We start from the raw sequence: 13,727 nt of genomic DNA on the forward strand, positions 1-13,727 counted from the left end.
TTTACATATGTGTGTACTTAAAGATGTTGTAACAGCCAATGGCTATGATAACAAGAAGGAGAATATTAAACACCTTTTCAACGCCACTGTTATTGAGTCTTTTGGTGATTGCCGCTCCCAGGAGAGCTCCGCCCACACCGCCGCAGATCATGGCAATCAGATAGACTGCGGTAAAATCGGGAACAGTTCCCCTGATCAGGGAGCTGATCAGACTCGTCGTCTGAGAAAAAATGATGATGTAAATCGAGTTCTTGGCCGCCTGCTTGGCGTCCATAGAGAAAAAGTAGTAGAGAACCGCTACATTCATAGGTCCTCCGCCAATTCCGAGAAAGGCAGAGACAAGGCCCAGGATAAGACCGATAAGAACCGCTGGCAGAACATGATTCACCTGCAGGGCTTTCACACGGCTCTTGAAAATAACATAGAGCAGGACTCCGGCCGTCATTATGGTCAGGCAGGTCGCCTGGATGGCCCCGAGTACACTTTCATTTCCGAAGCCTTTTCGAACCAGATCAAAAAGGATCTGTCCCAGGAGTCCTCCGACTACCGCGCCGACAGCGAGCGCTGTACTCGTCTTGATCTTAAGCTGAACTCCGTTGTTTCTGTTTCGAATCAAAGAGCACACGGACATGGCTAAGACGGTACAGCCCGAGCAGAAGCTGACCGTTGACACAGGCAAAATTCCAACCATATCCAGCAGCGGCTTGATGATCACCCCGCCGCCGGCCCCTACAACAGCTCCGACAGACGATGCAATAAAACAAACGGCAAAGAAAAAACCAATCAGCATTTTCTATCCCCTATCTCTGATAGACCGGCGGCTCTGTCCTCGCCGTCCTGGCAAACTCCGCTCTCCTTAGGGTCACAAAATCCATATAAGTCACCCGGTGAAGCAGATCACGGCAGGCATTGTAAATGGAGCCGAAACAGTCCCTGCAGCCCTCCTCCGGTACATCGACAATTACCAGATAGGACTGGGTCCCCTCTTCATCCACCTTGAGTAAAAGATCGATCACGGAAATCTCAGGATGTTTTTTACCAAAGGCAACCAGACGCCTGCGAATGGCCTCCACTTCTTCGCTCTCTGCGGGGTAACCCAGAAGAATCTTCTCATCCTTTTGGACTGTCTTAGACGCAACCCTGGCCTCTCCGAACTCGCCCTGATAGCCGGAAGAATTCACGATATTTGCAATGGTCTTTGGATCGACGACAAAAAATTTAGGGCCGTAAGGATTCACGATGATGCTCTCTCCCTCCTCCAGCATATCCACCAGCTGAGGAAAATGCATGACCATGGTTTCTCTCTTCCAGCCATCACCGCATTGCCCGGCCATTCCTTCCAATGCTACCCAATCCGTATAGACCGGCAGGGCCGAACTTCCGTCATTCAAGCTGACCCGATAGACCCCAAAGGTCATCCCCTTTTCAAGCGTAACCTCCCCGCCCTGGCCCTTTGGCATACTGCCGTCCATGCGCACAGGAAGCAGATAATGACTCCGCACCAGTTCGCGGAAGAAGAGATTCCAAAAATCTTCCTCACGGCTGTGCCGATCAAAAGCCTGGATCAGGCCCAGCAGATATGGATTTTCTACCGCCTTGTTCACGTCCACCTCGATCTGGTAGGGAATATCGGTAATGACGGCATACTTCCAGTCGAGATCCAGGGCTTTCTTCCCGGAAAAATACAGTCTTGCCGTCCTGGTGTCGGCGCTGACATCTCCCTTTTTCTCTAAGATCTCTACTTTTTCAATCACCGGATGGGCAATGTTGCCGTCTCGATACAGAACCGTCACCAGTTCACCTGCCTGAGCCTGGCCGACGAGGTCACCCTCGACATAGAATTCCTCTCCAGCAGCGATTTCCAAGCTCTCCGCCATCAAAGTAAAGCGCTTGCTCCTCTCTTCCCCCGTCGCTGTCTGCGAAAGCGGTTCCTCTGCTCCTCCTCCGGCTGCCCGCGAGAACGGTTTCTCCGTCCCTTCTCCGCTTGCCCGCGAGAATTGCCCCTGTGAAGCAGAGACGTTTCTGTCCTCGTTCGATTGGCCTTTTCCCCCGTGAAAGAGTTCCTTCTTTAACTTATCAAAAAACATCGTTCGTCCTCACCCATTCTCATATTACGGATATTCACATCACAAATCCGACTGACAGTATACTTGCTCTTGCTCATAGAGCCCCTTTATTAACCGCATTTGCATGGACAATCATGAATTCAACCTCTTGAATACAGGCTCTGCAGGCCTTCCATGTCCATAAATAAACAGAGACTTCCGTTTCCATTTTACTATATTTTGATCCGGCAAAGAGACCCTTTTGCGCCCTCTTTTTGATCGAAACTCCAATTGCAGTCCACCTCTCTACCGCATCTAAGCCACCGCTCAAAATAGAGGTTCTCACTTGCTGCCGACAGAAAAACATATTATTCTTCAATTAACCTTTCAGGTGAGGTCGAGCGGCCGTTCTGTGAATTGTGAGGCAAGCATGAAAAAGTATTTTCACCAATACACCCCCATTCTCGTTCTCCTGGGAATCGCCCTCTTCTTCTTTTTGACAGGAAGCGGTTTCGATCTGATTTTAAAGGCAGTCTGGAATCATATATCCGGTTTTGAGATGGATGACATGGGGGGCTACACCCTCCTCTTTTCAACGCCATTGATCGCAGTCGGTTTCTTCTTCAGCCTCCTTCTGCGGGGACTCTCTCTGCTGCTTTTGATTACGTCTGGGATCACTTTCTGCGTCATAACTTTTGTGCACCTGTATCGGAACAGCCACACATCACGGGCATCTGATGAAGAAGATTCTTTGAAAAATGACAGAGACAGCACTTCGTCTCGTGAAGATCCAACACAGCAGAACCCGTAAAACATTCGGCCATACCATAGAACACCCAAATCCGTTCAGGCACAGTAATGGAGCGGGATCCCCGGGGATCCCGCTCCGACATGTGACATAGAGCCATCATTGTAATTACTTCCAGATCAAATCTTCTCTCAGACCACCTCTTCCTTCAGCGCGTCGATCAGATTCACTTTCGACACCTTGTGCTCCGCATATCGCATGGTAATCAAGACCACGGCAAAGACGACCGCGACAGCGATCAGCATTGCCTGCCAGGGCAAAAAGAAGGATATTGGGCGCAGGAACTCATTCTGTACAATCAGCCGATAGAGCAGATAGGAAATGCCGACGGAACAGGGCAGTCCCAATCCCAGCGCCCGTGCCCCGTAACCGATACATTCATAGGAAAGCATCCGTACCAGTTGTCTGCGGGACATGCCGACCGAGCGAAGCATGGCAAGCTCCCGCTGCCTCAGGATAATCCCCGTCGACATGATGTTAAAGACATTGGTGATGGCGATCAGGGAAATCAGGATGATGAACCCGTAGGCGAATACCTTGATGACCAGAATCGTCGCCTGCGTGGTCTGCGCATTCGCAAGGCGGTCATAAACAGAGCCGCGATAGCCTAGCAGCTTTCCCTCCATCTTCTCCAGTTCTTCTACGGTCTTGCTGTGATCTCTTGTCTGAAAGGCCAGAGTAACGCCCCCACTTCCATTTTCACTGCTGTTTCTTCCCAGAACAGCCTCCATAGCAGACACCGGATAATATATGCCGTTGACATCCCGCTCAAACCAGAAACCTTTCGTGATCCCCGCTCCGATAGTCAAAGGCAGGATATCAAAGCGTGCGTCCTCTCCTTGCAGATTAAGCATGCGTTTCCCTGAGATCTGCAGTGGGAATGCCTCTTTTTTCATCAATGGCGGCGTCTCCTCTCCCTTAACATCCTTGAGATAGAAGCGGTTTAAAAGCAGACCCCTGGGAGCGGAAGTATTCATATACTCTTCTTGGGACAAGCCGTTTTCCTTGAGCAATTGGGAAAAAGACTTGTCATCTATGAAGTTCAGCTGGCTATCAAATTCATATTGCTCTTGCTGCCCATTTTCCTGCGACTCCTGTCCATTTACCTGTTTTTGCTGCCCATTTTCCTGCGACTCCTGCCCATTCATCGACTTCTTCTGATAATCCTCACTGAAATTAGCCCGATCCGCACTGAAGCTGCTGATATTCTGCGGGCTCAGCTTAGCCGCAAATCCAGTAACTCCCTCAATTTCCCGGTACTGCTTCCAGAGATCTGCCGTCTGTGACGTCATGTGATCCACAGAGTAGAAATAGAATACGTCCGGACCATTTCCTGCTCTCTGATCTATCACTTGGATCGAGTAGGCAGAATAGGCAGAAGCCGATACGAAGATCACCACACTGGAAAAGAGGGCCAGGACGCAGGTTCGGCTCCGTCTGCGATTGCGCCGATAATTCTTCTTAGCCATCATAGCTGCGAAATTCTGATGAAACCTTTTTCCGGTCTTCAGGTCTTTCGCTTTTAGCTCCATATCCCGGCTCTGTCGAATCGCCTCTATCGGCGACAGGGCAGCCGCCCGTCGGGCCGGCAGTATAGCAGACAAGAGAACTGTGAGCAGACAGATGAGAGCAGACAGGGCAATCCCTGCTCCCGACAGGACCATATGAATGCGAACCGGTGTATTCATAACGAAACGAGAAATCAGGTCCTGCAAAAAATGAAGGGTCAGACCGATTCCAAGGCATCCGATGACAATTCCGGACAGGATACCGACCAGAGACAGAATTCCCGCCTCATAGAAAACCGATGCCCGGATCTGCCTTCTGGTTGCTCCGATCGACCGAAGCATACCGTACTTTCGGGTGCGCTCACTCAAAGAGATGGAGAAGGCATGATAGATCAGTGAAAATGATCCAAAAACAACCATTACAAGAAGAACAATCACAAATCCATAGAGCATGATCCGCCAGCTCTCTTTGCCGATCACCCCATAGAATTGAAGAAGATTCTTGTGTATTTTCGCCTTTTTTAACAGATCCGGATGCTCATTCATCCAGGCATGAATCTTCTCCGGCTGACGGATGGTAAGAGCTACCGTATATCTTCCGTCTCCGGCAGCTCTACAAGTCAGAGCCGTATAGCCCGGACAGAAATAGGATTCCAGATCTGCAGAGGGTTTCTTGTAAAAGCCGACCACCTGGTAGGTCTGCTCATGAAGATCAACCAACTTTTCCTCTGCTTTATTTGCATCCTCCCCCTCTTCCCTGTGACCAAGCGACGCATTGGCCAAAGCTCTCTGCCCATTCACGCTTCTTGTCCCGACCTGCAGGGTCAGAGCATCCCCCAGCTGATATTTGACGCCCCCCTGCTTCTCCAGGTGCTCCGGCAGCAGGATCTGGTCGGCCTTATCCGGCATCCTTCCCTCTGTCAGGTGCAGGGCGATCAGATCCTTCAAGTTGTCTTCTGCTGACTGTATGTACAGATAAGGCTTCTCATCATTGGTCGAATGAATATTGGCCCAGCCAACCTCTGTGATACGGCTGTACTGCTTCACTCCATCCAATTGACTCAGACGTTCTGCCTCCTGGGCATTCAGATCTGACCGAATGAGATCATAACTTCCGTTTTTCTCTATCTCCACCTCCCGCAGATAGCGAACTCCACTGACGGCTCCCTCAATCACTGCCGTAAGCAGGGACATGGAAAGAGCGATACCGACAATTGTAGCTGCCGTTCGCATTCGATTCGCCCGCAGAAATTTCCAGACCAGTTGACGAAAGATTCTCATGTCCTACCTCCTTAATATCTCATCCCTTACAATACGGCCATCTTCAATCGAGAGCATACGGTCCGCCTGCAGGGCAATATTCTCATCATGGGTAATGACAATTAGGGTCTGCTGAAAACGACGATTCGATTCCCTTAAAAGGGTAACAATCTCCTGGCTCCTGGTAGAATCCAGATTTCCGGTGGGCTCATCGGCCAGGACAAGGGCAGGCGAGGTAAGCAGGGCTCTTCCGATGGATACGCGCTGTTCCTGGCCTCCGGACAGCTGATTTGGCAGGTTATGGCGTCTTTCTTCCAGACCCAGATTGTGGATCATTTCTTCCAGGGCCTTGGGATCCGGCTTACGTCCGTCCATCAGAAGGGGGAGACTGATATTTTCCTCCACATCTAATTCCGGGATCAGATTATAAAACTGGTAGATCAGGCCTACCTGTCTGCGCCGGAAAATGGCCAGCTGCTCGTCATTTCTGGCATAGACATCCTGCCCGTTGAGAAAAACCTTTCCCTCGGTCGGTCGATCCACACCGCCGAGGATGTGCAAAAGGGTCGATTTCCCGGATCCGGAAGGGCCAATAATACTGACAAACTGTCCCTTGGCAACAGAGAAGGACACTCCATCCAAGGCCTTCACCTGTTGATTTCCTTTTCCATAGATCTTGGAAAGATTTTCAACGCGAAGAATCTCCATATATTTCTCCTTTCCTGCGATTGCAATCGCTCTGAATCTCTGTATCATGCTTTCTGTATTCAGTATAGAAACGCAAAATGACAGGTCAGTGACAGAAAACCAACGAATTCTGTCACTGACCTGTCATTTCCCCGCAGTTCGCAGGCAACTGTTAGAAATCATTCCACCGCAGAAGACTGGCACAGAAAGGTCTTAACTTGTGAAAGCGCAATAAGATCCTGACCGATCCCTTCTTCTCAGGGCTTACGCGCAAGGGCTCTGACTTGTGAAAGAGCCTGACTTATCAAATAACCTGCTTATAAAACCGGATCGTAAACATCGCGCCGCCGCCTTTTTCCTTCGGAATATTTTCAGCCTTAACAGTGCCGTTCTGGGCGAGAATAATCTCTCTGGCCAGGGCCAGTCCGATACCGACGCTCTGAGACGAGGCATTCTTTCCCCGATAAAAGCGGTCGAAAATCCGCGCCTGATCCTCCAAGGAGAAGCCCTCCCCCTGATCCTGAATGACGATCCTGGCCGCAATGGGAGAATCCTCAATGGACACACAGATCTCTTTTCCCTCCGGCGTATGCTCCATGCAATTCTTTAAAATATTGCCGACCGCCTCAAGACTCCAATCCATATCTCCAAGAAAACTGCCGTCACCAGAAATAACCAGTTTCTGTTCCTTGAGTTCCATGGGAATGCGAAGGGGCTCTGCTGCCCTTGTAAGCATTTCCCTCAGCAGAACAGGCTCTCTCTTGAACTGCACTGTCCCCGAGTCTAATTTGGCCAACTTGAGCATGGCCTCCACCAGATATTCCATGCGCAGGAGGCAGCGTCTCATCTCATGCATTTGACGACTGCGAGATTCCATAGCGCTTTCATTCTGATCCTGCATGAGATCCATATTCATCTTCTGATTTCCTCTCATCAAAAGATCCATATTCAGATTCAGGGCGGTCAGCGGCGTCCTCAACTGATGGGCGATATTTGCCAGAGCCCGGCTCATCTTCTGCTTCTCGATCTTTTTCTGATCCGCCTCGGTTCGAAGCTGCACCGCCATCTTCTCCAGTTCTCCTGTCAGAATCGCAAAGGCTCCCTCCTCAGAACTATCAATAGACAGACTCGATTCTCCCCGCAGAGTTCGGTCAACCAGATCACTCAGGCCGGCCAGTTCCTTATCGATAGCCCGTACATGGTGATACCAGACAAAGATCAGGACAAGGTCTCCCAAAAGCGCCAAAAGTCCAGGGAAGAAACTTCTGCTGACCAGACAGATGATAAGCAGGCTGATGGCGGATATCAGCAGCATCAGGCAGAAAGATTTTCGATTGTGTCTCCCCCGAAGGGCAAACGGGAACTCTCTTACTTCTCTCATCATTTCCCCCCAGCCGATTTTGTGGAGTCCTCCATGCGATATCCCAGTCCCCGCACCGTTCTGATCATGGTCGGGTTCTGCGGATCACTCTCAATCTTCTCCCGCAGCCGTTTGATATAGACCGAAAGCGTATTGTCATTGACATAATCGCCGGCAAAATCCCAGGCCGCCTCTAAGAGCTGACTGCGCGAGAGAATCCTGCCCCGATTCTCCAGAAAAATACCCAGAAGCCGGTATTCCATGGCCGACAAGCTAAGCTCCTGCTCTCCCTTGAAGACGCGGCCGCTGTCAAGATCGACGCGAAGATCCTGAACTCGTTCGATATTTGACTGCCTTTTTGTATGGCGAAGCACATTTCGGATGCGGGAGACCAGCTCCCGGGGACGGAAGGGCTTGGCAATATAATCCTCTGCGCCCAGGTCAAAGCCCGTCACCACGCTGTTCTCATCCCCGGAGGCAGTCAGAAAAATAACCGGCGTCTGATAATCTCTCTTGACCGCGTTGCAGACGGAATAGCCGCTGCCATCCGGGAGCGTAATATCCAAAAGAACCAGATCATACGGCCTCTCCTGTAATTTTTGCAGAGCCTCCTCCTGTCCCCCGGCAGAAGTCACCTGCATCTCCTGCCCCCGCAAAAAGTCTTCCAGGGATTTTACAATCGCCGGATCATCCTCCACAATCAAGACATGTATCATTTCATTCCCCTGCTTCCTACTACCCTCATAAATCCAATTTCGTGTAATCGAACTCATAAATCCAGTTTCATGTAAATGGAAGTATCCATAGGGCTGTTGTTATAGCTTTCGATCTCATAGAAACCATACTTCTGGTAAAGATGAATCGCACTCTGCAGAAAGGGAAGGGTGTCTAACAACATATTCTTATACCCGATCTCGCGCGCGTCCTGAATCAGTGTTTCCAGCAAAAATTCACTCAGCTTTCTCCCCCTGAATTCCGGCCTGATATAAAGACGTTTCATCTCACAGCTGCCATCGTCTATTTTTCGCAGACCAATACAGCCTGCGATTACCCCATCGCAATAAAGCAGATACAGCCTTCCCTCCGGCATACCGTATTTTTCTTTTAAATGCCCTGTTTCTTCTTCATAATTCTGAAGATCCAGATATTCCTGAAAAGAGGGATCATTTGCAACCAACATATTGGTGTACTCTTCAAACAGGACTCTTACTTCTTCCGGTCGGTCATATCCATATACAATCTCTATATTCACGCGATTCGTACCCTTTCCTTCTTCGTCTGAATCATCTTCCCTACTCCCCAACTCTTTATCCCATATCATCAACAGACCATCACTTACTGTCATCCATTCACTCGACAGATTCTGAAATCAATTTCTCATCCATAACATCACTCGCATCCTTCTTCAAATGCATCTTAGCACAAAATTTGGACATCTTGGCATAAGCTGCGAGACAGGTTTTCATTCTTCCTGTATGATCGCATTATCAGGAGAGAGAAAGGAGCAGCTGACATGAAGGTCCGCGTTGAAATAGGCGAACAACATCAACCGCCCTATGCGGTCATCTACACAGATCGCATGACGGACGATATACAGAAGATGATTGATCTGCTTGGAGCGAATCGCGCACCGATTCTTGCGCGAGCAGAGGATCAGAAGGTCTTTCTCCAACCGGAGGAGATTTACATGGTTCGGGTTGAGGGTGGTCAGACCGTCATTTACACCGAAAAGAAGGCTTATTTTTCCTGCGCCCGTCTCTGTGAAATCAGAGCTCAACTTGGCGCCGGATTCCTGCAGATTTCAAAGCAGACCCTGGTGAACCTCTCCTGCCTGCAGGGTCTTGAAACAGGATTCAGCGGTACCCTGCTCCTGAAACTCAGGAACGGTCTTTCGGACTATGTATCAAGGAAATATCTGCCGGACTTCAAGAAGCAGTTAGGACTGTAAGTCCTATCCCTGGCAATCAAGAGATTCTTTGCCTCAGAGGCAAAACAAGGAGGTTAAAAATGAGTACAAATCTGAAATCTGTCTTACGCAACACGCTTGTCGCAATCGGCATCTCTGCCATCATATTCTGTATCGTCGGAGTCGCAATGGATCTCGGTTGCAAGGGCAACTTCAGCACTTCGAACTACTTCTTCACCAAGATGGCCCTCGGATCTCTTCTCATCGGACTGGGCTTTGGACTGCCGACCTTCCTCTATGAAAATGACCGTCTTCCTCTTTTCCTGCAGTCTGTCATCCATATGGGAATTGGCTGCGCTGTCATGCTGATCAGTGCATTTGCAGTCGGCTGGATCCCGATAAGCAGCGGAATCTACGCTGTAATCTTTCCTCTTCTGGGTGAACTTGCCATTGCCCTGCTGATCTGGCTTGGCTTCTATCTTCACAACAGAAAACTGGTCAAAACCATGAATGAACAAATATCGAAAAGGACGAAAACAGAGCTTTAAAACAGACTCTTTGTCGAACTCACGAAAAAGGACCGCTTGTGGCTCCTTTAAAGCTGCCACAAGCGGTCCCTTCACGCGCAAAAGTATTGAAACCTTCCCTATGCTGCCAAATCACCACATCAACAGGCAGGATCAAAAGGTGTCCTTACCTCCCATCTGTTCGAAGCTGCTGGCATTCCTGTCACTCTTAACAATATTGACAATCGCCGGAATCGCGCCAAGCGCGGAGAAGAGGTAGACCAGTCCCAGATCCATCCAGTAACTTTTGAGATTGATATATCCTTCCTTCATGATATCCGTAAAGTAGCGGAAAGCAGTTAGGATATCCACCTCTCCCCCGGTCCATTTTGAGAAGGAAATTGCCCAGTCCAGCCGATTGGCCGCATAGACCATAAGTGCAATCACCGCAAGACTGATGACAATCCCCTTCCTGCTGATTCGATTTCCAAGCAGTCGATAGCCTTTCAGTACGCAGAATCCCATAATAATTCCAGACAGCATGGACACATATCCCAGCTGACCCAGAAGGACAATGGAGGCCGCTCCGATCAGTGATCCTAAGAGCGCTCCGATCACGCCCCCCACGACCGTCTCTTCCTTCAGCGAATCCCTCTGATTGCGAGTTGTAATCTCACCGGCTTTCGTGGAATAACAGTCCGGGCACAGGAGCAGGAACTGATTCCCCATCCGATAATGCTCTGTCATGGTTTCTCTGCCACAGCTTTCACAGCATTCCCGATAGCCTCTGATTCCAAGCTGTTCTGTGATGTAATCCAGAGCAGTTCGGATGTTCTCCACGCTTTTTCCCAGCGTCAGCTTCGCGCGAAGTGGAAATGAAACCGAAAAACCCTTGACCTGCGCCCTGCCATAGAATACCTTAGAATCCTTTACGATTTCTCTGATATCTTCCTTTCTCGGCTGCATGCCGCTCTGCGACAGAGAAAAGCAGGCCATGTAGCTATAGGCATTGCTTCCATTATAGGGAACCAATCGAACGTGATAGCCGTGATATACTCCACATAACTGGCCGCTGGCCTGATCTGCTTTTAGCCCGACCACTTCCTGAAGTCTGTCTGAAATTTTTGTTCTCGCGCTCATTCGTCACTTCCTTTTCATGTTTTCTCATCCGATACAAAAGAATTCCCGTCGATCAGCCATTCTAATGATCTACTCAATCCGGTACTACAAAGATAAATTACAGATTCTTCCGCATTCATCTCTCCATTTCTATCCTTTACCCCGATATAGCAGGACAAAAGCTAGAAAACTAAATTAAGTATAATATAATTCCATCTCCGTGCCTAGATATATTGCAACTCCAGAAACTTTTCTGTCAGCTCCGGTGCATGAAAAAACCTTCTGTCTCCATGTCTTCAGCGATTTCAGCCGACCGGCTAAATCAAATCTCACTTCCAAACCTCATTCACCCAGAAGAGCAATTCCCCCCTCAGGATCTCCCGATCCCTGCGGCACTCTTTGGGATGCTGCCGCTCCGTCCTGAAGATCAGCTTGTAGATCCCCGGCAAGTCCATCGCAGTCACCGCATGACTGATGTAGTCCAGCGCGACATGTCTGACCGGATAGGCAAAGGCCCTCTCCCGCAGTTCCCGCTCTATCCTGCAGGCACTCTCATAGGAGGGCCAGATCTCGTCATGCTTCGATGAAATCAAAAGAATCGGCCCCTTGATTCTGTCGACAGGAATGATTGTGTCCGGTCTGACTTCCTTGTCCCGGTTAAAGTCAATGATATGAACTTCCCATTCCCGCAAAAACGCCTTCATCACAGAAAATTTCCTGCTTTGATAAGGCGCATAGGGAATATCCCTGCCCTGATAACTCCAGCAGGAGGTTCCCGACGGCCTCCTGGACTTTCCTGCGCCTGTGAGTCCTTCGCTCACAAAGTAGGAGGGCACCCTTGCGATCACACAGGAAATCTCCGAAAACATGGACGCTGCCAGAAGAGCCATCTCACTGCCCTTGGACATCCCGTCGATGCCAATCTTCTCATAGCCCTGTCCGCGCAGCCAGCGGATGGCACTTTCCACATACTCTATCGGAATACGAGACAGTTCCTTTGGCGTATCCTGTGTTCGAAAGAGGGCAAGAGCAAGGGCTGAAATTCCGTTATTCCGGTAGAATTCCGCTTCTTTTCGCGTCAGACTCAGCCCTCCATTGGAGCCGGACATGACAATCAGAGCCTTCTTGTCGGAATCTCTTCCCTGATAGAAGATTCCCTCAAAGCCGTCGCTCTCTACTCTCAGATGAATCGGCATAGCCTGCCTCCAATCACACCGGACTCTCTAAATGCCTGCGAAGCGCTTGCCGTCTGCTCTTTCTCCATGTCTTCTGCTTTAAAGCACCGCGCCTACTCGAATACAGTCTCTTTCGTGCCCTGTCAAAAGCGATTATAGATATGCTCTGCCGAGCAGAGTACATCTTTGAGAACAATCTTCCTTCCGTCGTCAAGAATAGCCGTACCGCTCATTTTCCCGAAGACCTGATGCTGGTCAGAGCAAATGAACTTCCTGTCAATTTTGGCTCTCCTGTCGATGATCGGGACAAAATCCATCTCAAAGCGCCCGTCAGAGGACGTGTAGCGCCATTTCTCCAGATAGCGGATCGCATCTCTGCCGCCTCCGCCGCGCCGCTTTCCCTCTTTGCCCCTGTCCCGGATCGGGTCCGATCCATGGTCGCCCGGGATCAAAAACATGATATCATCCAGCTTATGAGCTGCCCCATCCCAAAAGAGAACATTCTCACTCGCCGCTCTCGTATTCCCGAAGCCATAACCGATATTAAACCCGAAGCTGTGCCCATCCATATCACAGCTGCAGGTTCCCCAGTACCAGGTGTTCTCGTAAGTCCACACTCCTCTTCCCCAGTCCAGGGTTCCGAAATCCGTCCTGGGGTTGAATCTGTAAATCCTCCCGTCAAACAAAACCTTGCCGGAAGCACGCATGCAGTTGATTTTCTGATTGTAGTAGAAGGCGTGTTTCCGATTCCAGGGCGTGGCAATCACCATCGTATCCATGTCCGGCTCATCGAGGAATATATTGCATTTCAGGGACTTTCCATGATAGAAATTTCTGAAATTGCAGATCAGATGTCTTCGCCGTCCTCTCCCGGAGGGAAGGTTCGAAATCTCATAGGACAAAAAGAGCCTGTCATCCCGGTAGAGACAGTTCCCGCAGGAACTTGTCTCCGGCATTTTAAGCCTTCCCATAGGCAACAGGTTGAAAATGGTCTCCGTGTGCTCAAAGGGCTGATCCGTAAACTTGAGAAAACTGGCCGACTGCAGTCCCATATAACCATCATCGGACATAGTAAGGGCCAGACCGAAGTCCTTATTCAGGATCAAATAGTAATCCCACTCCTTGATCCGAAATGCCGGCGCCTTGATATCCTCCCTCCGATAGGTCTGAAGCTGCCTCCTTGACCAGCCCGGCTCGGCGATGTTTCCATAGCTATCCAAGAGATTCTGACGTCTGGTAACCTCATGATTTCTCATATTATCCCCCCTGAAAACGACAGCTGATCAACATATACCCACAGCACGCGATGCTTCTTAAAAGAGCCTCCCCAATCAGCAAGGAAACCATTGATCC

Annotated in this window: 13 protein-coding genes; 3 read left to right on the forward strand and 10 right to left on the reverse strand. The window is 49.8% G+C overall.

Annotated elements, in window-relative coordinates:
- Nucleotide 1: 1 nt before the first annotated feature.
- Both GCWU000342_RS00875 and GCWU000342_RS00880 read right to left on the reverse strand, forming a co-directional pair.
- Nucleotides 2–790, reverse strand: coding sequence for a sulfite exporter TauE/SafE family protein (locus GCWU000342_RS00875; protein WP_006905266.1), 789 nt, complete (start codon nucleotides 788–790; stop codon nucleotides 2–4).
- Between the two features lie 10 nt (nucleotides 791–800).
- Nucleotides 801–2,087 carry an enhanced serine sensitivity protein SseB C-terminal domain-containing protein gene (locus GCWU000342_RS00880; RefSeq protein ID WP_006905267.1) on the reverse strand — a complete coding sequence of 429 codons (1,287 nt, stop codon included), beginning with the start codon at nucleotides 2,085–2,087 and terminating at the stop codon, nucleotides 801–803.
- Nucleotides 2,088–2,475: 388 nt separating this feature from the next.
- Between GCWU000342_RS00880 and GCWU000342_RS00890 the strand changes: the two genes are divergently transcribed.
- Entirely contained in the window at nucleotides 2,476–2,856 is a 381-nt protein-coding gene (locus tag GCWU000342_RS00890; protein WP_006905269.1) for a hypothetical protein, read from the forward strand.
- Nucleotides 2,857–2,984: 128 nt separating this feature from the next.
- On the opposite strand, the gene GCWU000342_RS00895 is transcribed toward GCWU000342_RS00890, so the two are convergent.
- From GCWU000342_RS00895 to GCWU000342_RS00915, 5 genes are all read right to left on the reverse strand, one after another.
- Complete coding sequence (locus GCWU000342_RS00895) at nucleotides 2,985–5,642, reverse strand: ABC transporter permease (protein ID WP_006905270.1); 2,658 nt, start codon at nucleotides 5,640–5,642, stop codon at nucleotides 2,985–2,987.
- Nucleotides 5,643–5,645: 3 nt separating this feature from the next.
- The gene (locus GCWU000342_RS00900) at nucleotides 5,646–6,329 is read right to left on the reverse strand and encodes an ABC transporter ATP-binding protein (protein ID WP_044960713.1); all 684 of its coding nucleotides are present in this window, start codon (nucleotides 6,327–6,329) and stop codon (nucleotides 5,646–5,648) included.
- Between the two features lie 283 nt (nucleotides 6,330–6,612).
- Nucleotides 6,613–7,689, reverse strand: coding sequence for a sensor histidine kinase (locus tag GCWU000342_RS00905; RefSeq protein WP_156784458.1), 1,077 nt, complete (start codon nucleotides 7,687–7,689; stop codon nucleotides 6,613–6,615).
- Nucleotides 7,689–8,384, reverse strand: coding sequence for a response regulator transcription factor (locus GCWU000342_RS00910; RefSeq protein ID WP_045000070.1), 696 nt, complete (start codon nucleotides 8,382–8,384; stop codon nucleotides 7,689–7,691). The genes GCWU000342_RS00905 and GCWU000342_RS00910 overlap by 1 nt, the downstream gene beginning before the upstream one ends.
- Nucleotides 8,385–8,437: 53 nt before the next feature.
- Nucleotides 8,438–8,920 carry a GNAT family N-acetyltransferase gene (locus tag GCWU000342_RS00915; RefSeq protein ID WP_045000499.1) on the reverse strand — a complete coding sequence of 161 codons (483 nt, stop codon included), beginning with the start codon at nucleotides 8,918–8,920 and terminating at the stop codon, nucleotides 8,438–8,440.
- Between the two features lie 261 nt (nucleotides 8,921–9,181).
- Here GCWU000342_RS00915 and GCWU000342_RS00920 point away from each other — a divergent pair, with 261 nt between their 5' ends.
- Nucleotides 9,182–9,616 carry a LytTR family DNA-binding domain-containing protein gene (locus GCWU000342_RS00920; RefSeq protein WP_006905276.1) on the forward strand — a complete coding sequence of 145 codons (435 nt, stop codon included), beginning with the start codon at nucleotides 9,182–9,184 and terminating at the stop codon, nucleotides 9,614–9,616.
- Nucleotides 9,617–9,675: 59 nt separating this feature from the next.
- Nucleotides 9,676–10,122 (forward strand): DUF3021 domain-containing protein, encoded by a 447-nt coding sequence (locus GCWU000342_RS00925; protein ID WP_045000072.1) that lies wholly within the window; start codon nucleotides 9,676–9,678, stop codon nucleotides 10,120–10,122.
- A gap of 132 nt (nucleotides 10,123–10,254) precedes the next feature.
- On the opposite strand, the gene GCWU000342_RS00930 is transcribed toward GCWU000342_RS00925, so the two are convergent.
- From GCWU000342_RS00930 to GCWU000342_RS00940, 3 genes are all read right to left on the reverse strand, one after another.
- Nucleotides 10,255–11,220, reverse strand: coding sequence for an ECF transporter S component (locus GCWU000342_RS00930; protein ID WP_006905278.1), 966 nt, complete (start codon nucleotides 11,218–11,220; stop codon nucleotides 10,255–10,257).
- A 308-nt stretch (nucleotides 11,221–11,528) separates the two neighbouring features.
- Entirely contained in the window at nucleotides 11,529–12,395 is an 867-nt protein-coding gene (locus tag GCWU000342_RS00935; RefSeq protein WP_006905281.1) for an acyl-CoA thioester hydrolase/BAAT C-terminal domain-containing protein, read from the reverse strand.
- 122 nt (nucleotides 12,396–12,517) lie between these two features.
- The gene (locus tag GCWU000342_RS00940; protein ID WP_006905283.1) at nucleotides 12,518–13,630 is read right to left on the reverse strand and encodes a DUF2804 domain-containing protein; all 1,113 of its coding nucleotides are present in this window, start codon (nucleotides 13,628–13,630) and stop codon (nucleotides 12,518–12,520) included.
- Nucleotides 13,631–13,727 lie beyond the last annotated feature (97 nt).

Source organism: Shuttleworthella satelles DSM 14600 (assembly GCF_000160115.1).
Classification (GTDB): Bacteria; Bacillota; Clostridia; order Lachnospirales; family Lachnospiraceae; genus Shuttleworthia; species Shuttleworthia satelles.

Excerpts from the sequence above, each read along its gene's own strand:
- GCWU000342_RS00875 (WP_006905266.1), bottom strand. The coding sequence starts at position 790 with ATGCTGATTGGTTTTTTCTTTGCCGTTTGTTTTATTGCATCGTCTGTC.
- GCWU000342_RS00880 (WP_006905267.1), bottom strand. The coding sequence starts at position 2,087 with ATGTTTTTTGATAAGTTAAAGAAGGAACTCTTTCACGGGGGAAAAGGC.
- GCWU000342_RS00890 (WP_006905269.1), top strand. The coding sequence starts at position 2,476 with ATGAAAAAGTATTTTCACCAATACACCCCCATTCTCGTTCTCCTGGGA.
- GCWU000342_RS00895 (WP_006905270.1), bottom strand. The coding sequence starts at position 5,642 with ATGAGAATCTTTCGTCAACTGGTCTGGAAATTTCTGCGGGCGAATCGA.
- GCWU000342_RS00900 (WP_044960713.1), bottom strand. The coding sequence starts at position 6,329 with ATGGAGATTCTTCGCGTTGAAAATCTTTCCAAGATCTATGGAAAAGGA.
- GCWU000342_RS00905 (WP_156784458.1), bottom strand. The coding sequence starts at position 7,689 with ATGAGAGAAGTAAGAGAGTTCCCGTTTGCCCTTCGGGGGAGACACAAT.
- GCWU000342_RS00910 (WP_045000070.1), bottom strand. The coding sequence starts at position 8,384 with ATGATACATGTCTTGATTGTGGAGGATGATCCGGCGATTGTAAAATCC.
- GCWU000342_RS00920 (WP_006905276.1), top strand. The coding sequence starts at position 9,182 with ATGAAGGTCCGCGTTGAAATAGGCGAACAACATCAACCGCCCTATGCG.
- GCWU000342_RS00925 (WP_045000072.1), top strand. The coding sequence starts at position 9,676 with ATGAGTACAAATCTGAAATCTGTCTTACGCAACACGCTTGTCGCAATC.
- GCWU000342_RS00930 (WP_006905278.1), bottom strand. The coding sequence starts at position 11,220 with ATGAGCGCGAGAACAAAAATTTCAGACAGACTTCAGGAAGTGGTCGGG.
- GCWU000342_RS00935 (WP_006905281.1), bottom strand. The coding sequence starts at position 12,395 with ATGCCGATTCATCTGAGAGTAGAGAGCGACGGCTTTGAGGGAATCTTC.
- GCWU000342_RS00940 (WP_006905283.1), bottom strand. The coding sequence starts at position 13,630 with ATGAGAAATCATGAGGTTACCAGACGTCAGAATCTCTTGGATAGCTAT.